Annotated in this window: 16 protein-coding genes; 5 read left to right on the forward strand and 11 right to left on the reverse strand. The window is 69.0% G+C overall.

The features are described from left to right. Window positions 1-2 precede the first annotated feature (2 nt). The 5 genes from RZ1_RS11660 to RZ1_RS11680 form a co-directional block, all read right to left on the reverse strand. Window positions 3-1,787 carry a nickel-dependent hydrogenase large subunit gene (locus RZ1_RS11660; protein ID WP_072811978.1) on the reverse strand — a complete coding sequence of 595 codons (1,785 nt, stop codon included), beginning with the start codon at window positions 1,785-1,787 and terminating at the stop codon, window positions 3-5. A 34-nt stretch (window positions 1,788-1,821) separates the two neighbouring features. Further along, on the reverse strand, window positions 1,822-2,877 hold the full coding sequence (locus RZ1_RS11665) for an NADH-quinone oxidoreductase subunit B family protein (RefSeq protein WP_072811980.1): 1,056 nt from the start codon (window positions 2,875-2,877) through the stop codon (window positions 1,822-1,824). A gap of 122 nt (window positions 2,878-2,999) precedes the next feature. Then, a complete protein-coding gene (gene hypB, locus RZ1_RS11670) occupies window positions 3,000-3,836 on the reverse strand; it encodes a hydrogenase nickel incorporation protein HypB (protein WP_072811981.1) in 837 nt (278 codons plus the stop codon). A gap of 4 nt (window positions 3,837-3,840) precedes the next feature. Next, window positions 3,841-4,170, reverse strand: coding sequence for a hydrogenase maturation nickel metallochaperone HypA (locus tag RZ1_RS11675; RefSeq protein WP_072811983.1), 330 nt, complete (start codon window positions 4,168-4,170; stop codon window positions 3,841-3,843). 70 nt (window positions 4,171-4,240) lie between these two features. After that, complete coding sequence (locus tag RZ1_RS11680) at window positions 4,241-4,603, reverse strand: ArsR/SmtB family transcription factor (RefSeq protein ID WP_072811985.1); 363 nt, start codon at window positions 4,601-4,603, stop codon at window positions 4,241-4,243. A gap of 23 nt (window positions 4,604-4,626) precedes the next feature. On the opposite strand from RZ1_RS11680, the gene RZ1_RS11685 reads away from it, so the two are divergent. Then, window positions 4,627-5,721 (forward strand): alanine racemase, encoded by a 1,095-nt coding sequence (locus tag RZ1_RS11685; RefSeq protein WP_072811987.1) that lies wholly within the window; start codon window positions 4,627-4,629, stop codon window positions 5,719-5,721. A gap of 48 nt (window positions 5,722-5,769) precedes the next feature. Here RZ1_RS11685 and RZ1_RS11690 read toward each other — a convergent pair whose 3' ends face one another. The 3 genes from RZ1_RS11690 to RZ1_RS11700 are packed head-to-tail and all read right to left on the reverse strand — an operon-like array spanning window position 5,770 to window position 8,185. After that, window positions 5,770-6,222 carry a MaoC family dehydratase gene (locus RZ1_RS11690; protein ID WP_072811989.1) on the reverse strand — a complete coding sequence of 151 codons (453 nt, stop codon included), beginning with the start codon at window positions 6,220-6,222 and terminating at the stop codon, window positions 5,770-5,772. Between the two features lie 35 nt (window positions 6,223-6,257). Beyond that, window positions 6,258-7,001: a GntR family transcriptional regulator gene (locus RZ1_RS11695; protein ID WP_072811990.1), complete on the reverse strand. Its 744-nt coding sequence runs from the start codon at window positions 6,999-7,001 to the stop codon at window positions 6,258-6,260. A 29-nt stretch (window positions 7,002-7,030) separates the two neighbouring features. Beyond that, complete coding sequence (locus RZ1_RS11700) at window positions 7,031-8,185, reverse strand: acyl-CoA dehydrogenase family protein (protein ID WP_072811992.1); 1,155 nt, start codon at window positions 8,183-8,185, stop codon at window positions 7,031-7,033. 213 nt (window positions 8,186-8,398) lie between these two features. Here RZ1_RS11700 and RZ1_RS11705 point away from each other — a divergent pair, with 213 nt between their 5' ends. Beyond that, window positions 8,399-9,259 (forward strand): HpcH/HpaI aldolase/citrate lyase family protein, encoded by an 861-nt coding sequence (locus tag RZ1_RS11705; protein WP_072811994.1) that lies wholly within the window; start codon window positions 8,399-8,401, stop codon window positions 9,257-9,259. Window position 9,260: 1 nt separating this feature from the next. Then, the gene (locus RZ1_RS11710) at window positions 9,261-10,295 is read left to right on the forward strand and encodes a MaoC family dehydratase (protein ID WP_072811996.1); all 1,035 of its coding nucleotides are present in this window, start codon (window positions 9,261-9,263) and stop codon (window positions 10,293-10,295) included. A 96-nt stretch (window positions 10,296-10,391) separates the two neighbouring features. Here the strand turns inward: RZ1_RS11710 and RZ1_RS11715 are convergent, their stop codons facing one another. Next, window positions 10,392-11,480 (reverse strand): enoyl-CoA hydratase/isomerase family protein, encoded by a 1,089-nt coding sequence (locus RZ1_RS11715; protein ID WP_238072018.1) that lies wholly within the window; start codon window positions 11,478-11,480, stop codon window positions 10,392-10,394. A gap of 57 nt (window positions 11,481-11,537) precedes the next feature. Between RZ1_RS11715 and RZ1_RS11720 the strand changes: the two genes are divergently transcribed. Together RZ1_RS11720 and RZ1_RS11725 are read left to right on the forward strand one after the other, a co-directional pair. Then, entirely contained in the window at window positions 11,538-12,752 is a 1,215-nt protein-coding gene (locus RZ1_RS11720) for a CoA transferase (protein ID WP_072811998.1), read from the forward strand. After that, window positions 12,749-14,143: an amidohydrolase family protein gene (locus RZ1_RS11725; RefSeq protein ID WP_072812000.1), complete on the forward strand. Its 1,395-nt coding sequence runs from the start codon at window positions 12,749-12,751 to the stop codon at window positions 14,141-14,143. The genes RZ1_RS11720 and RZ1_RS11725 overlap by 4 nt, the downstream gene beginning before the upstream one ends. A gap of 54 nt (window positions 14,144-14,197) precedes the next feature. Here the strand turns inward: RZ1_RS11725 and RZ1_RS11730 are convergent, their stop codons facing one another. Then, on the reverse strand, window positions 14,198-15,259 hold the full coding sequence (locus tag RZ1_RS11730; RefSeq protein ID WP_072812002.1) for a 2-oxoacid:ferredoxin oxidoreductase subunit beta: 1,062 nt from the start codon (window positions 15,257-15,259) through the stop codon (window positions 14,198-14,200). Further along, window positions 15,256-17,208: a 2-oxoacid:acceptor oxidoreductase subunit alpha gene (locus RZ1_RS11735; RefSeq protein WP_072812081.1), complete on the reverse strand. Its 1,953-nt coding sequence runs from the start codon at window positions 17,206-17,208 to the stop codon at window positions 15,256-15,258. Before RZ1_RS11735 ends, RZ1_RS11730 begins: the two co-directional genes overlap by 4 nt. Window positions 17,209-17,231: the final 23 nt, after the last annotated feature.

The raw sequence follows: 17,231 nt of genomic DNA on the forward strand, positions 1-17,231 counted from the left end.
CGTCACTCCCCGGTGACCGACTGGGTCGGCGAATGCATCTTCTCGAGGGTTTTCCCGTCGCCCAGATACATGTGCACGCCGCACGGCAGACACGGATCGAAACTGCGCACGGTCCGCATGATGTCGATGCCCTTGAAATGCTCGCGGTCGTTCTCCTCGAAGATCGGCTGGCCCTGCACCGCGTCCTCGTAGGGGCCGGGTGTCCCGTAGCTGTCGCGGGGGCTGGCGTTCCACGGCGTCGGCGGGTACGGATGGTAGTTGGCGATCTTGCCGTCCCGGATCACCAGATGGTGCGAGAGCACGCCGCGCACCGCCTCGGTGAACCCGCAGCCGATGCCCTCGTCCGGTACCTCGAACGTCTCCCACGTCTTGGTGCGGCCGGCGCGGATCTCCACGAGCGCCTTCTCGGCGAAATGCAACGCACAGGCGGCCGCGTAGGCCTGGAAGTAGGTTCGGGCGCGGTTGCGTTCGAGAGTGTTGCTGCCGTGTTGCGGGATCTTCCATTCGAGCGTCACCGGGGGTTTCAACGCGGTCTTGGGCAGGTTGATCTTCACGCTCGACCCGGTCGATTCGACGTAGCCGATGTCGACGAGCCCGGCCAGCGCGGTCGACCAGAGCCGGGCCAGCGGTCCCCCTCCGGTGTCGAGTGCCAGGTGATCGGTGCCGTCGAACCAACGCGGCGACATCACCCAGCTGTACTTGTCCTCGAGGTCGCGCTTCTGCGGGCGCGGATTGGTGTGCTGATTCCACGGGTGCCGCCGGTCGACGGGGTTGCCGAGAGGGTCCGTCCGTACGAACGTCTCCTGGTCGGTCCAGTCCTCGTAGTAGGACGAGCCCAGCAGGATCCGCAGACCCAGGTTGATGTCCACCAGCGAGGTGGTGACCAGTTCGCCGTCGACGACCACCCCCGGGGTCACGAACATCTTCCTGCCCCAGTCCTCCATGTCCCGGTAGGAGAAGTTGCAGACCTCGGGATCTTGGAAAGCGCCCCAGCAGCCCAGCAGGGTGCGCCGCAGCCCCACCTTCTCGTAGCCCGGCAGGGCTTCGTAGAAGAAGTCGAACAGGTCGTCGTGCATCGGCACGACCTTCTTCATGAATTCCACGTAGCGCATGAGCCGGCTCAGGTAATCGGTCATCAACTGCACCGTGGCCACCGTGCCCACGCCGCCGGGGTACAGCGTCGAGGGATGCACATGGCGGCCTTCCATGAGGCAGAACATCTCTCGGGTGGACCTGCTGACGTGCAACGCCTCGCGGTAGAACTCTCCGGTGAACGGGTTCAGGGACCGCATGATGTCCGCGATGGTGCGGTAGCCGTGCTGGTCCTCGTGCGGTGCGCGGGTGTTCTCGGCTCGCGCCAGGACGGACGGGTTCGTCTCCGAGACCATCTTCTCGCAGTAGTCGACCCCGACGAGGTTCTCCTGGAAGATGTTGTGGTCGAACATGTATTCGGCCGCCTCGCCGAGATTGACGATCCACTCGCCGAGGTGCGGTGGTTGCACGCCGTACGCCATGTTCTGCGCGTAGCACGAGCAGGTGGCGTGGTTGTCACCGCAGATGCCGCAGATGCGGCTGGTGATGAAGTGCGCGTCGCGGGGGTCCTTGCCCTTCATGAACAGCGAGTACCCCCGGAAGATCGACGAGGTGCTGTGGCATTCGGCGACAGTGTTGTTCGCGAAGTCGACCTTCGTGTAGATACCGAGGCTGCCGACGATTCGGGTGATGGGATCCCAGGCCATCTCGACGAGCGAGTCGGCGGAACGGGGATCGGGCGCGGTGGCTGTCATCGAGCTGCCTTCTCTCGGAACTTCGGCTGCCGACCTACCAGGTGCGGGTGGCTCCGGTCGTCAATGTTGTACCGGGCCCGCGCCACGACGGCTCGTGGTCCAGGGTCCGTCTCGTGATCTTGCGCAGGTTCCGGATGACGGAGCCGTACACGCCGACGGCGGTGCTCGACAGCAGCCCGCCCGGTGGTTCGTCCATGAACGGCATGAACTTGTCGGGGAATCCCGGCATCGTGCATCCGATGCAGATTCCGCCGACGTTCGGGCACCCGCCGATGCCGTTCATCCAACCACGTTTGGGCACATTGCATCTGACGACCGGCCCCCAGCAACCCAGCTTGACGATGCACTTCGGCGAGCCGTACTCGGTCGCGAAGTCGCCCTGTTCGTAGTAGCCGCCGCGGTCGCAGCCCTCGTGGACGGTCAGCCCGAACAACCACTGAGGACGAAGCGCCTCGTCGAGCGGAATCATCGGCGCCTGATCCGTCGCCATGTACAGCAGGTAGGTGATCGTCTCGGACAGGTTGTCCGGCTGGATCGGACACCCGGGCACGCAGACGATGGGGATGCCGGCCTTGGATTTCCAGTCCCAGCCCAGATAGTCGGGGACGCCCATCGCGCCGGTGGGATTACCCGCCATCGCGTGGATGCCACCGTATGTGGCGCAGGTTCCGGCGGCCACGATCGCCGTGGCCTTGGGTGCCAGCCGATCGAGCCATTCGCTGGTGGTGATCGGCTGTCCGGTCTCCTCGTCGTTGCCGAAACCGCACCAGTAGCCGTCGTCGTGGAGTTTCTCGTTGGGAATCGACCCCTCGACGACCAGCACGAACGGTTCGAGTTCACCCCGGTCGGCCTTGCGGAACCACTCGAGGAAGTCGTCGGCGCCACCTTCGGGCCCGCACTCGAAGTCGATGAGCGGCCAGTGCACCGCGACCTTCGGCAAACCCGGCAGCGCCCCGAGTGCGATCTCCTCGATGGTGGGCTGCATCGCGGCGGTGAGCGCGACGGAGTCACCGTCGCAGCTGAGGCCGGCGTTGATCCACAGCACGTGTATCAACGTGTCCTCGGCCGCCAGCGCTTGTGGTGTAGGCATGCGGAGCCACCTTCCGGAGTGCCGGTTCACTCCTGCACTGTCGGAGTCGACCGTCGGCCCACTTGCACAGCGCTTCTCCTATTAGGGACCCGCCAGCAGCGGATTGTCAACGGAGGCCCGGCTTACGGTCGCGAATGACGTTCGGGCCGACGATGATCGACGATCCAGTCGAACCAGGCGGTGAGATTCTCCCCGGTCGTCGCGGACACCGCGATCGCCTCGATCCGGGGATTGATCGATTTCGCGTGCCGCACACAGGTTTCGATGTCGAAATCGACATACGGCAGCAGATCGGTCTTGTTGACCAGAACCAGATCGGCCACCGCGAAGATGTGCGGATATTTCAGGGGTTTGTCGGTTCCTTCCGGGGTGGAGATGAGGACGACCCGGCCCCGTTCACCGAGGTCGAACAGGGCCGGACACACCAGATTCCCGACATTCTCGACGAACAGCAGGGTGCCGGACTCCGGGTCGAGCGCCGTCAGCGCATCGTGCATCATCTGCGCATCGAGGTGACATCCAGCCCCGGTATTGACCTGCACCACAGCACAACCCGTTGCGCGGATGCGCTCCGCGTCGAGCAGGGTCTCCTGATCGCCCTCGATCACCGCAATCGGACCGGATCCGGAAAGTTCCCGGATCGTGCGTTCGAGCAAGGTGGTCTTGCCCGCGCCGGGTGAACTCATCACGTTGAAGGCCGTGACGCCGCGACCTGCGAGCCATCCCCGATTGCGTTCGGCGAGAACATCGTTCTTGGCCAGCACCCGCTGTTCGAGCGTGACGGTCTCGGTACGTTCGGATCCGCCCGCGTCCCCACCGTGACCGTGCCCGTGTCCATGGCCGTGCCCGTGCTCGTGCTCGTGCTCGTGCTCGTGCTCGTGCTCGTGCTCGTGCTCGTGCTCGTGGGGCATCGTGATGCGCGGCCCGGCGTCGTCGCCGCACCCACACGTGGCGCACATGCGATCAGCTCACTTCCATCGACACGATCGTCAACTCCCGGCCCGAGCAAACCTCGACATCCGAACTTCCGCACGGGCACAACAGGATCGGGTCCGTCAGCGCGAGATCCGCACCGCACTGCCGGCAGTGCCCGACTCCGGCCGGCGTCTCGAGATCCAGCCGCGCACCCTCCGCGGCGGTTCCCGTCGCGGCCAGCTCGAAACAGAAGAGCATCGAGTCCGGCACCACCGCACACAACGCTCCGACGACCATGCGCACGCTACGGACGCGCCGACCGTCGGCGCGCTCGCACACCGCCTCGACCACACTCTGCGCGATCGACAATTCGTGCATACGGCCTCGCTCCGCCCGATTCACAGGCCGTATCCACGATAGGCCGCGGCCGTCGGCCCCGAGGGCGGAATCAATCGTTCTCGTGGGAGTGCGCGGCGTGATGGTGTGTTGCCCCGATCGAATGCAACATCTCGTGCACCGTGTCGTCGACGAGCCGGTACCGCACGGTCCGGCCGTCCCGCGTCGCCGCGACCCACCCGCGGTCGCGCAGCAGCCGCAGCGCGTGCGAGACGGCGGTGCCGGTCATGCCGAGCGCGGTCGCGAGATCGGTGACGCGGATGCCGGGCGCGTGATGCAGACACAGCAGCATCCGCAGCCGGTTGGCATCGGAGAGCAATTCGAAGCGCTGCGCCCACCGCTCGATGTCCGGGGTCTGCAGCGCCGCCTCCGCGCGTCGCACGTCGTCGGGGTCGAACACCGGCCGGCTCTCCACGGGCCGAGTGTACGGTGCGCCCCATGACCTTGTTCGACGCCGTCACCGCCACCCCGGCGCTGCTGATCGACCGCGACGCGCTCGACCGCAACATCGAGCGGATGGCCGAATCCGCACGGGCCCGGGGTGTGGCGCTGCGTCCGCACGCGAAGACCCACAAGAGCCCCGACCTCGCCCGGCTCCAGCTCGATGCGGGCGCGGTCGGATTGACGGTCGCGACGGTGTCCGAGGCCGAGGTGTTCGCCGAGGCCGGGTTCGACGACCTGTTCATCGCGTACCCGCTGTGGGTCGACGCCGCGCGCGGCGCACGGCTCGCGGCGCTCGCGAACCGGGCGCGGGTCACGGTCGGAGTCGATTCGGCCGAGGGCGCGCGGGCGCTCGCGACGCACGCAGGCACCGCGATCGAGGTCCTGGTGGAGATCGACAGCGGCCACCACCGCACCGGCGTGGCACCCGGGCACGCCGGTGCGGTGGCGACCGCCGCCACCGCGGCGGGCCTGACCGTCGCGGGAGTCTTCACGTTCCCCGGTCACTCGTACGGACCGGGGCAACCCGGCGTCGCAGCGACCGGCGAATCGACGGCGCTGCGCACCGCCGCGGATTCGCTGCGCGGCGCCGGAATCGAACCGGGCGTCGTCAGCGGCGGCTCGACCCCCACCGCGTACCTGGACACGACCGCGACCGAGCTGCGTCCCGGCGTGTACGTCTTCGGCGACGCCCAGCAGCTCGAGCTCGGGTCGATCACCGAGGCGGAGGTCGCGCTCACCGTCCTCGCGACCGTCGTCTCCACCCGCGACGGTGTCGTCGTGCTCGACGCGGGCAGCAAATCGCTCGGAGCCGATCGCGCGCCGTGGGCCACCGGGTACGGCCGTATTGCCGGGGTCCCGGATGCACGGATCACCGCGTTGTCAGAGCATCACGCGACGGTCGCGTGGCCGCCCGCGCGCGGAGCGCGCACCGGCGGTCCCGATGTGCCGCGCCCCGGTCCCGGCGACCGGCTGCGGGTGATCCCGAATCACGTGTGCAACGCGGTGAACCTCACCGACGAACTGATCGTCACCCGTGGCTCCGATGTCGTCGATCGCTGGCCGGTCGCCGCGCGCGGCTGCATCGTCTGACACCCGCCCTCACCGGGGCAGGGTTCCCATCATCCGGAGGGGTGGAGGTCACTCGACGAGGACGGCGACCGTCTCGGCGATCAGGGCCGGCTTGTCGCCACCGTCGACCTCGACGGTGTAGGACACGATCAGGTTGGCGCCCTTGGCGGTGCGCTCGACGGACGTGACCGTGACCCCGGCCCGGATCTTCGAACCCACCGGCACCGGCGCGGGGAACCGTACCTTGTTGGACCCGTAGTTGATACGCATCTTCAGCCCCTCGACGGTGAAGATCTGCGAGCCGAGGACCGGCAGCAGCGACAGTGTGAGGTAGCCGTGGGCGATCGTGGTGCCGTAGGGACCCGACGCGGCACGCTCGGGATCGACGTGGATCCACTGGTGGTCACCGGTGGCATCGGCGAACGTGTTCACGCGCTCCTGCGTGATCTCGAGCCACTCGCTGTAACCGAGGTGTTGGCCGACGGCAGCTTCGATCTCGGCGATGCCCTGGAAAACGCGCATGTTCTGGACTCCTGTGGTGGTGAGGGCCTGGGTTGTCAGTGCCCGGCTCGTCTGAGGGTGACGCGATAGGTGTAGTGCTCCGGCAGAAAGTAACTCACCGACAGTTCGGTGAGCGCGCCCTCCGAATCGGAGTAGAGGCGATCCACCCGCAGCATCGGGTGGCCCACCTCGCAGCCCAGCTCTGCAGCGACCTCGGCGGTCGCCGGGGCGACGGTGATCGACTGCGCGGCCTGGACGATCGGGTGCGGCAGGTGCGGCTCGAGCAGACCGATGAGCGTGGCCTTGCTCGACGCGCCCGCCGCCAGCTCCGGCGCGTCCTGCACGTGCGCCGCGATCGGGTCCGGCAGCCAGATGGTGGTGTGTACGAACGGCACGCCGTCGTGCAGGCGGCGCAGCACCACCGAGTGCAGCAGGTCGGTATCGAGCCGCAGCCTGCTGGCGGCCTCGATGTCCACGCCGCGGCGCAGCGGCGAGACGATCTCCATGGTCGTGTCGGCGGACAGCGCGAGCAGATCCTCGATCGAACCGTGCGGCCGTCGGTAACGCCCGGGTTCGTTCGCGAACGTACCGCGCCCGGGAACCCGGTACACGACGCCGTCGGCCACGAGGTCCTGGAAGGCCCGGCGCACGGTCTGCCGGCTCACGCCGTGCTGCTGCGCGAGTTCGGCCTCCGTGGGCAGGCGGGCGCCGTCCCGGTATGCCCCGGACTCGACGGCCTCGCGCAACTGCCGTGACAGCTGCGCGTACGCCGGCTCCGACTCTCGTTCCTTACCGCTCATGACGCGGAGATCTTACTGATCCGGGTCGGTCACAGTCCGCCGCGGGCCACGAGCTGGCTGGCGATGACGTTGCGCTGGATCTCGTTGGTGCCTTCGCCGACGATCATCAGCGGCGCGTCCCGGAAGTAGCGTTCGACGTCGTACTCGGTGGAGTACCCGTAGCCGCCGTGGATGCGCACCGCGTTCAGGGCGATCTCCATGGCGACCTCCGAGCAGTACAGCTTCGCCATGCCCGCTTCCATGTCGCAACGCTCGCCGCTGTCGTACTTTTCCGCGGCATAGCGGGCCAGCTGCCGCGCGGCGGTCAGCTTGGTGGCCATCTCGGCGAGGTAGTTGCCGATGGACTGGTGCTTCCAGATGGGCTGGCCGAAGCTCTCGCGTTGCTGTGCGTAGGCGAGGGAATCCTCGAGCGCCGCGGTGGCGACACCGAGGGCACGCGACGCGACCTGCAGGCGACCGGTCTCGAGACCCTTCATCATGTGCCCGAAGCCCTTGCCGGGTTCCCCGCCGAGGATCGCGTCGGCGGAGATGCGGTAGTTGTCGAAGCTCAGCTCGCAGCTCTCGACGCCCTTGTAGCCGAGCTTCGGCAGGTCACGCGAGACGGTCAGGCCCGGTCCGTGCTGGACGAGCACCACCGAGATGCCCTTGTGGCGCGGCGTCGCCGACGGATCGGTCTTGCACAGCAGCGCGATCAGGCCGGATCGGCGGGCGTTGGTGATCCAGGTCTTCGCACCGTTGATGACCAGGTCGTCGCCGTCGCACCTGGCGGTGGTGGTCATCGCCTGCAGGTCGGAGCCGCCGCCGGGTTCGGTCAGGGCCATCGTCGCGCGGATCTCACCGGTGGCCAGCTTGGGCAGGTACTTGCGCTTCTGCTCCTCGGTGCCGAACAGGGTCAGGAGCTTCGCGACGACGGTGTGCCCGCCCATGGCGCCCGACAGGGACATCCAGCCGCGCGCGAGTTCTTCGGTGACCTGCACGTAGCAGGGCATCGACACCGGGGAGCCGCCGAACTCCTCGGGGACCGCCAGACCGTAGATCCCGATCTGCTTCATCTGCTCGATCCACTTCTCGGGGTACTCGTTGGCGTGCTCGACCTCCTGCACCGACGGCTTGACCTCGCGGTCGATGAAGTCGCGGACGGTCTTGACCAGGAAGGCTTCTTCGTCGTTCAGGTTGTAGCTCACGCAGGTGACCCTTCGGCTCGAGCGGGCCGCGCGGACCCGAAAACTTTGTACGGCCATTTTGTGGAGGATGCACCGGCATTGTCAATGCGGGTTTCGATGCCCAACCCGGTCTTTCAAGAGGTTTCGACGATAGGACCAGCTGCATCATCCTATGAAGTGGCGGGACCCGCCACAATGGCCGTACATTTAGCGCCGATACTGCCGGCCCGACCCATGAGGTTCTCCGTGACTTTCGAGCAACACGTCCGTCGGCGAGCGGTGCTCGTCGCACCCGGCTCCGACGAACGCAAAGCGTCCAAAGCCCTCGCCTCCGCCGCCGACGAAGTCGTCCTCGACCTCGAGGACGCCGTCACACCCGCGCAGAAGGACGCCGCACGCGACCTGATCGCTCCCCTGGTGCGCGAGCACGGCGGCCGGCGCACGGTGTCGGTACGCATCAACGGACGCGGCACCGCCTGGTTCGAGGACGACCTGCGGGCGTGCGCCGAACTCGGCGACGCCCTCGCCTCGATCGTGATCCCCAAGGTGGAGAGCACGGCGGATCTCGCCGAGGCCGATCGCGTACTCGGCCCGTCCCACGCCGTCGTCCAGGCCCTGATCGAGACACCCGCGGGCGTGCAGCGCATCGACGAGATCGTCGACGGGCCCCGTGTCACGGGTGTCATCATCGGCTACGCCGATCTCGGTGCGGCACTGGGCCGTTCCCGTACCACCGCCCCCGAGCACTGGATCTACGTGCAGGATCGCGTGCTGCACGCCGCCCGCGCCGCCGGTGTGCAAGCCGTCGACGGGCCCTTCCTCGGAATCGCCGACGACGACGCCTTCCGCCATTCGGCACACTGGGTCGCCGATCTCGGTTTCGACGGCAAGTGGGTGATCCACCCGGCCCAGATCGATTCCGCTGCCGCAGCATTCACCCCCACCGGCGAGCAGGTCGAGGCCGCACGGAAGGTCCTTGCCGCCCTCGACGAGGCCGAGGCCCGCGGCGCCGGGGCCGCCCAGCTCGACGGACAGATGCTCGACGAAGCCGTCGCCGTCGCCGCCCGCCGCACCCTGACGAAGATCGGAGCCTGAGATGACCACTCCCGCAACCGATGCCACCCACGTCGGCGGACCCTACTTCGACGATCTCACGGTCGGCCAGGTCTTCGACACCGCCCCCGCGGTGACCCTCACCGACGGCCTCGCCGCGACCCATCAGGCCATCCTCGGCGACCGCCTGCGCCTGGCGCTCGACACACACCTGTCCACCGCGGTCGCGGCCGGACCGATCGCGCACGCCGGCCTGGTCACCGACCTCGCGATCGGCCAGTCCACGCTCGCCACCCACCACGTCAAGGCCAACCTGTTCTACCGCGGCCTGCGCTTCCACCGGTTCCCGCGTATCGGCGACACCCTGTACACGACGACCGAGGTCGTCGGCCTCAAGAGCAACTCCGTCAAACCGGGACGCGCCGCGACCGGGCTGGCGGCGCTGCGAATGAACACGGTCGACCAGCAGGGCCGCACCGTCCTCGACTTCTACCGGTGCGCGATGCTGCCGCTCAGCCCGGCGACCGACCCGGCGACCGCGACCCGCACCGACGACCTGTCGTCGATCGGCCCGCAGGACGAACCCGAGTGGGCCGCCCCGGCCGACTGGAACCTCGCCGAGTACCGCAATCGTGTTCCCGGAACGCATTTCGACCCATCTCTCGCCGGCGCGGTGCTTCGGTCGAGCGGCGACGTCGTCTCCAGCGCACCGGAACTCGCGCGGCTGACGCTCAACATCGCCGCAACCCACCACGACGAGCGGGTCGGCGCCGCGGGCCGCCTCGTGTACGGCGGGCACACGATCGGTCTCGCGTTGTCGCAGGCCACCCGCGCGCTGCCGAATCTCGTGACGGTGCTCGGCTGGCAGTCCTGCGACCACACCGGCCCCGTGCACGAGGGCGACACCCTCACCAGCGACCTGCACGTCGAGTCCGCGACCGCCCTGCCCGACGGTGGTGGTGTGCTGAAGCTGCGCTCCCTGGTGTTCGTACACCGCGGCGGTGCCGCGAATGTGAGCAGCGGCGAGACCGACCCGGCACCGGTGCTGGACTGGAAGTTCACCGCCCTCATGGCCTGACAGCCCCGCTCGGATCCGCTCGGCCACCAGTTATCAGCGGCGACAATCGCGTCGGCGGATCACTGGGGACCGAGCGGATGCGAGGTGCTCACGTCGCTACGCGCCGGGTATCTCGTCGATCAAACCCCAGGACAACGCCTGCTCGGCACCGATCTCGACGGCGGTGACGAACAGGTGCAGGGCGCGCCACCGGCCGATCCGCCGCGGCACGCTCACCGTCCCGCCCGCCCCGGGGACCAGGCCCATCGACACCTCGGGCAGCCGGAACACCGTGTCGGGTGCGGCGACGACGCGCCCGGCGAACGCCGGGATCTCGATGCCTGCGCCGACGCAGTGACCGTGCACCCGCACCTCGATCCGGTCCCGGAGCCGCGCGACCAGGCGACCCGCTCCGCCGCGCGTGCGGATCAGGTGCGCGACGGCGGTGTCCGGGGTACGGCCGAATTCGTCGAGGTCACCCCCGGCGCAGAACGACGGACCGGCACCGTCGAGGACGACCCGGCCGATGCTGTCGTCGAGCAGAGCAACGCCCAGCGCCTCGACGAGCGCGTCCCGCAACTGGGTGCCGTAGGCGTTGCGGCGCTCGGGCCGGTTCAGGGTGATGTGCAGCGTGTCGCCGTCGCGGGCGATCAGGACCGGTTCCTGCGGGGCCGCCGGCGGCAGCGGACGCGGACCGCGCTCGTCGAGCCACCGATGGAACTCGGGACCACCCTGCAGCGTCGAATAGCCGAGCGATTCGACGTCGATCGCCGCGGGCACCGGCAGTGTCTCCGCAGCACGCAGCACCTGACCGGCGGTCAGTGCGGCATACGGATTCCGGGTGACGGCCGCAACGAATCCGGCGATTGCGGCGTCGAGTTCGTCTGCACCCACTACCGTTCGCTCCCGCGGGTCGGGGCCCGCGACGTACGTGAGGTCGAGCGCGTCGAGCAGCAGCCCCAATTCGGGCGCGTCCTCGACGTCTCCCCCTGCATACCGTCCGACGAGCAGACGATCGCAGTCGCGGGCGCGGTCCGCGGCGACGGCCACCAGGCCTTCGGGCGCATCGTCCAGGTCGACGACCAGCACGGGTGCGTCGACCACGCCGCCGTCTGCGAGCAGCGGTGTGTGGGCCGCGCCGGCGGCCAGGTCCGCGACGCCGATCGTCCGTATCGCAGCGTCACCGTTCATCGTCACCGCACCCATTCACTCACCTCGAGGTCGTTTCCGGCCCCCACCCTGGGGCAATGTAACATCGGCCGGGTGTCGACCGGTCCGAACCCCGATCCCGTCGAGGACTGGGCCGCGAGCGGAATCGCCGCTCTGACCGGTTTTCTCGACGGTCCCCCACTCATCCCACCCGGGCGTGCTGCGACCCGGGCACGGGAGTTGTCCGCCTTCGTCGCGACCGCGTCCTCCGGGGCGGTACGGCTCGACGGCGCCCGGTTGCTGTCCGAGCGGGCCGCTTTCACCGGTCACCGCAGGTCCGGCTCCGTGTCCGCGGGCGGATCGTGCCGGCTGCTGCCGACCGCCGACGGGTGGGCGGCGGTCTCGTGCGCCCGGCCCGACGACCCGTTGCTCCTCGGCGCGCTCGTGTCCGCCGAGATCGACGACGATCCGTGGCCGGCGGTCGGCCGCTGGTTGCGGGAGCATACCGGCGCCGACCTGGCCGAACGCGCCGCGCTGCTCGGTGTCGCTGCCGGCCCCGTCGCCCCGCCGGCCGCGGCGCCTCCGGTGCCGGCTGCGCCGCGATCCGTCGACGGTCTGCTCGTCGTCGACTTCAGTGCGCTGTGGGCCGGACCGCTGTGCGCGCACCTGCTGGGACGTGCCGGCGCCCGGGTGGTGAAGGTGGAGACGCCGTGGCGGCCGGACGGCGCGCGGCGCGGCAATCCCGAGTTCTATCGGCTGCTGCACGCGGGCCACGAGTCGGTGGTGCTCGACCCGAACGTCCCGGGCGAGCGCGCTGCGCTGCGTGATCTGGTCGCGGCGGCGGACGTCGTGATCGAAGCGTCCCGGCCGCGCGCGCTCGCCGGGTTCGGGCTCGACGCGGATACGTTCGCCGCCGGGGGCACAACCTGGATATCGATCACAGCACACGGAAGGGACAGCGCCCGAGTCGGTTTCGGCGACGATGTCGCCGCGTCGGCGGGACTCGTCGCACACGACCGGGGCACGCCGGTGTTCGTCGGCGACGCGATCGCCGACCCCCTCACCGGCCTGACTGCGGCGGCACTGGCAATGTCGGAACCGAGCGGGCATCTGTGGGACCTATCGATGTCTGCGGTGGTCGCCGCGACCCTCGATCACACCGATCATCTTGTGCCGCAATCGTACAGGTCCGAGGGTTGCTGGTGGGTGGACACTGCGGCCGGCGCCGTCGCGATCGCCGAACCGGCACTGCGCGCACCGTCGGGGTCCGCGCCGGAATCGGGGCAGGACACCGATACGGTGCTGTCCGAATTGGGAATCCGGCGATGAAGACGTTGTTGATACACGACGTCGAGGTCGCGGGGCAGCGCGGCGTGGATGTGCTGATCCGGGACGGGGTGATTGTCGCGATCGGTTCCGGGCTCGTCGTACCCGGCACGGCCGACGTGCTGGACGGGCACGGCGGTGCCGTGATTCCGGGCCTGCACGATCACCATCTGCACCTGCATGCCGCTGCGGCACAGCGGATGTCGGTGCAGTGTGGCCCGCCGCACGTGCGCTCTCGCGACGACCTCGCCGAGGCGCTCGCCGGCGCGGCAGGAGACGGCTGGATCCGCGGCGTCGGCTACATCGAGTCGGTGGCCGGTCTGCTGGACTCGACGACCCTGGATCGGATGCACGCGCGTAGGCCGGTACGGATCCAGCACCGCAGCGGGGCCATGTGGGTTCTGAATTCCACTGCCGCCGAACTGGTCCGGCTCGATGTCGCGGACCATCCGGGGGTGGAACGCGACGAACGGGGGCGGCCCACCGGCCGGGTGTGGCGCGCCGACGACTGGCTGCGCGATCGACTGCCCGCGACCGCACCACCGCCCTTGGACGCCGTCGGCGCCAACCTGACGAGGTTCGGGATCACCGGGATCACCGACGCCACCCCGGACCTGTCGGTGAGCTCGGTGGACGCGTTGGTCGACGCCCACGTCCGCGGGACCGTGCCGCAACGGATGCGGCTGCTCGGTGTGCCTCTCGGCCGCGAATTGCCCACATGCGCAGGCACTCTGGATGCCGGGCCCTACAAGATCGTGCTCGCGGATTCGGGTCTTCCCGATCTCGACGAGCTCGTCGCGACGATCCGCGCCGCGCACACGGGCGGTCGCGCGGTCGCCGCGCACTGCGTCACCCGCGAGGCTCTGCTGATCCTGCTCGTCGCGCTCGACGAGGCCGGCACCGCCCCCGGTGACCGCATCGAACACGGCGCGTTGATCCCCGCCGAGACGATCGAGCGGGTGCGGCGGCGCGGCCTGACCGTCGTCACCCAGCCGGGTTTCCTCGCACACCGCGGCGACGACTATCTCCGCGACGTCGACCCGCGCGACCTGCCGGACCTGTACCGGTGCCGGAGTCTGCTCGACGGGCACGTCCCGGTGGCGCTGTCCAGCGACGCCCCGTACGGTCCGCTCGACCCGTGGGCGGTGATCGCCGCCGCAACCACCCGGCGCTGCCCGACCGGTGAGATCGTCGGTCCCGCAGAGCGTATCGCGCCCAGCGAGGCGCTCGACCGGTATCTGGCACCGCTCGACGACCCCGGTGGTCCGGCGCGGACAGTATGTGTCGGGGCCGATGCCGATCTCGTACTGCTCGATCGTCCCCTCACCGACGCGATGACGTCGCCGCACGCGGACCTGGTGCGGACGACCCTGATCCGCGGCGAAGTGCGCTGACGCGCCGGTGCGTCTTTGTGGCCTCCCCAGGGGCCACAAAGACGCACGGCTCGGCTACACCGACCAGGTGTTGGAACCGTTGAGCAGCGCCTGCAGATCCGCGGGCTTCTCGCGTCGTGCCTCCGCGATCTGTGCGCGCACCCCGTCGTCGTACGTGTCCCTGGCGACGGCGCGCAGAACCCCGGTGACCGTGTAGGTGAGGTCGTGCGTCGACAGCCGCGACAGCGCGTAGGCATATTCGGGGTCGTCGGTGTACGCGTCGTGGACGACGATGTCCTCGGCGGCGGTGTCCGCGGTCGCTGCCACCCGCAGGCCGAATCCGCTGCGCACCACACACCATTGGTCGTCGACGCCGAAGACGATGGGATTGCCGTGCGTGACGTGGACGAGCCGGTCCTCCGCGCCGTCCTTGCGCAGCGCGTCGAACGAGCCGTCGTTGAAGATCGGGCAGTCCTGGAGGATCTGGACGAACGCGGTGCCGCGGTGCCGCGCCGCGGCGAGCAGCACCTCGGTCAAGCCGGCCCGGTCGGAGTCGACGGCGCGGCCGACGAAGGTGGCTTCCGCGCCGACCGCGAGCGACAGCGGATTGAACGGGGCGTCGAGCGATCCCATCGGCGTCGACTTGGTGACCTTCCCCGACTCGGAGGTCGGCGAGTACTGCCCCTTGGTGAGACCGTATATCCTGTTGTCGAACATCAGGATTCGCATGTTCACGTTGCGACGCAGCGCGTGGATGAGATGGTTCCCGCCGATCGAGAGGCTGTCGCCGTCGCCGGTAACGACCCACACAGACAGATCCGGCCGGCTCACCGCCAGGCCGGTCGCGAGGGTCGGGGCGCGTCCGTGGATCGAGTGCACCCCGTACGTTTCGAGGTAGTACGGGAAGCGGGACGAGCAGCCGATTCCCGACACGAACACGACGTTCTCCCGTTTGATGCCCAGTTGCGGCAGCACCGACCGGACGGTCGCCAGAATGACGTAGTCACCGCAGCCCGGGCACCAGCGCACCTCCTGCGACGACGTGTAGTCCTTGGGCTTCTGCGGTTCGTCGGTGTGCGGCACGTGGGTGTGCGCGGTCAACCCGAGGTCGGTACCGACTCGAATACCACCGGTCATGCCCCCTCCCCCTTCGTCACGACGGCCGCGACCGCGGCTCGGGTCTTCGCATCCTCTGCGGCAGAAAGGGTTCCGGCGACCTCCTCGAGCAGAGCCTCGTGGAGTTCGTCGGCTCGGAAGGCCATGCCGGACACCTTCGTCACAGGCTGGATGTCGGCGTCGAACCGCGCCCGCAGCAGCATCGACAGCTGACCGAGGTTCATTTCGGGTACCAGCACGCGGCGGTACCGCCCGAGGATCTCACCGAGGTTCGCGGGCATCGGGTTCAGGAACCGCAGGTGCGTCCGCGCGATCGCATGCCCGCCGCGCCGCATCCGGCGTACCGCTTCACCGATCGGTCCGTACGACGATCCCCAGCCGAGGACGAGGACGGTCGCGTCGCCGGTCGGGTCGTCCACATCGAGGTCGGGCACGGTGATGCCGGCGATCCGGGCCGCGCGCACCCGGGTCATGAGTTCGTGGTTCGTGTGGTGGTACGAGATGTCGCCGGTGCCGTTGGCCTTCTCGAGCCCGCCGATGCGGTGTTCGAGACCGGCCGTTCCCGGGATCGCCCAGTCCCGGGCCAGGGTGTCCGGGTCCCGCGCATACGGCAGGTGGGTGCCGGCATTCTCGTCGGGCGCACGCGCGATGTCCGGTTCGATGGCGGGCAGCGTCGCAACGTCGGGGATCCGCCACGGTTCGGAACCGTTGGCGATCGCGCCGTCGGACAGCAGCATCACCGGGGTGCGGTAGGTGACGGCGATCCGCGCGGCCGCGAGCGCCGCATCGAAACAATCGGCCGGGGACTGCGGGGCGACGATCGCGACCGGTGATTCGCCGTTCCGACCGAACATGGCCTGCAGCAGGTCGGCCTGTTCGGTCTTGGTGGGCAGGCCCGTCGACGGCCCGCCGCGCTGGACGTCGACGACGACGAGCGGCAGTTCCGTCATCACGGCCAGGCCGATCGCCTCGGATTTCAGGGCGACACCGGGACCGGACGTGCTGGTTACCCCGAGTGCACCGCCGTAGGACGCCCCGAGCGCAGCGCCGATCCCGGCGATCTCGTCCTCCGCCTGGAAGGTGACCACGCCGAAGTGTTTGAGTTTGCTCAGCTCGTGCAGGATGTCCGAGGCCGGGGTGATCGGGTAGCTGCCGAGGAACACGTCCATGCCGGCCGAGTGCCCGGCCGCGACCAGCCCGTACGCGAGCGCGGTGTTGCCGGTGATCTGGCGGTAGGTTCCCGCCGGCAGGGCCGCCGCCGCGATCTCGTAGCGAGCCGCGAACGATTCGGTGGTCTCCCCGTAGTTCCAGCCGGCGCGCAATGCCAGGACGTTCGCCTGCGCGACGCCGGGTCGGGCCGCGAACTTCTGGTCGAGGAACCGTTCGACCGCGGCGATCGACCGTCCGTACATCCAGGACAGCACGCCGAGGGCGAACATGTTCTTCGACCGCTGCGAGTCCTTCCGGCCGAGACCGGCCGGTTCGACGGCACCGACGGTCAGGGAGGTCATCGGGATCCGATGCACCCGGTACTGCTCGAATTCCGGGGTGGCGAGAGGATCGGTGCCGTAGCCGACCTTCGCGAGGTTGCGTTTGGTGAACTCGTCGGTGTCGACGATGAGGATTCCGCCGGGCGGAAGGTCCGCGATGTTCGATTTCAGCGCCGCGGGGTTCATTGCGACGAGCACGTCGGGCCGGTCGCCGGCGGTGAGGATGTCGTACTCGGCGATCTGGATCTGGAAGCTCGAGACCCCCGGGAGCGTGCCCTGTGGAGCGCGGATCTCGGCGGGGAAGTTCGGCTGGGTGGCCAGGTCGTTGCCGAACGCGGCGGCCTCGGCGGTGAACCGGTCCCCCGCGAGCTGCATGCCGTCGCCGGAGTCGCCGGCGATGCGGATGACCACCTGTTCGAGGGCCGTCACGTCGCCACGACGGTCCTGTCCTGCCGAATCACTGTGTACGTCCGAAACCATCGGCGCGTCTCGCTTCCCGGTAT

It is taken from the genome of Rhodococcus zopfii NBRC 100606 = JCM 9919, from assembly GCF_001895025.1.
Classification (GTDB): Bacteria; Actinomycetota; Actinomycetes; order Mycobacteriales; family Mycobacteriaceae; genus Rhodococcus; species Rhodococcus zopfii.

What these genes read in the sequence shown, in the direction of transcription:
- RZ1_RS11665 (WP_072811980.1), bottom strand. Translation starts at nt 2,877, where the DNA reads ATGCCTACACCACAAGCGCTGGCGGCCGAGGACACGTTGATACACGTG.
- RZ1_RS11675 (WP_072811983.1), bottom strand. Translation starts at nt 4,170, where the DNA reads ATGCACGAATTGTCGATCGCGCAGAGTGTGGTCGAGGCGGTGTGCGAG.
- RZ1_RS11705 (WP_072811994.1), top strand. Translation starts at nt 8,399, where the DNA reads ATGAGGTTCTCCGTGACTTTCGAGCAACACGTCCGTCGGCGAGCGGTG.
- RZ1_RS11660 (WP_072811978.1), bottom strand. Translation starts at nt 1,787, where the DNA reads ATGACAGCCACCGCGCCCGATCCCCGTTCCGCCGACTCGCTCGTCGAG.
- hypB (WP_072811981.1), bottom strand. Translation starts at nt 3,836, where the DNA reads ATGTGCGCCACGTGTGGGTGCGGCGACGACGCCGGGCCGCGCATCACG.
- RZ1_RS11735 (WP_072812081.1), bottom strand. Translation starts at nt 17,208, where the DNA reads ATGGTTTCGGACGTACACAGTGATTCGGCAGGACAGGACCGTCGTGGC.
- RZ1_RS11690 (WP_072811989.1), bottom strand. Translation starts at nt 6,222, where the DNA reads ATGCGCGTTTTCCAGGGCATCGCCGAGATCGAAGCTGCCGTCGGCCAA.
- RZ1_RS11730 (WP_072812002.1), bottom strand. Translation starts at nt 15,259, where the DNA reads ATGACCGGTGGTATTCGAGTCGGTACCGACCTCGGGTTGACCGCGCAC.
- RZ1_RS11715 (WP_238072018.1), bottom strand. Translation starts at nt 11,480, where the DNA reads ATGGGTGCGGTGACGATGAACGGTGACGCTGCGATACGGACGATCGGC.
- RZ1_RS11710 (WP_072811996.1), top strand. Translation starts at nt 9,261, where the DNA reads ATGACCACTCCCGCAACCGATGCCACCCACGTCGGCGGACCCTACTTC.
- RZ1_RS11685 (WP_072811987.1), top strand. Translation starts at nt 4,627, where the DNA reads ATGACCTTGTTCGACGCCGTCACCGCCACCCCGGCGCTGCTGATCGAC.
- RZ1_RS11695 (WP_072811990.1), bottom strand. Translation starts at nt 7,001, where the DNA reads ATGAGCGGTAAGGAACGAGAGTCGGAGCCGGCGTACGCGCAGCTGTCA.
- RZ1_RS11725 (WP_072812000.1), top strand. Translation starts at nt 12,749, where the DNA reads ATGAAGACGTTGTTGATACACGACGTCGAGGTCGCGGGGCAGCGCGGC.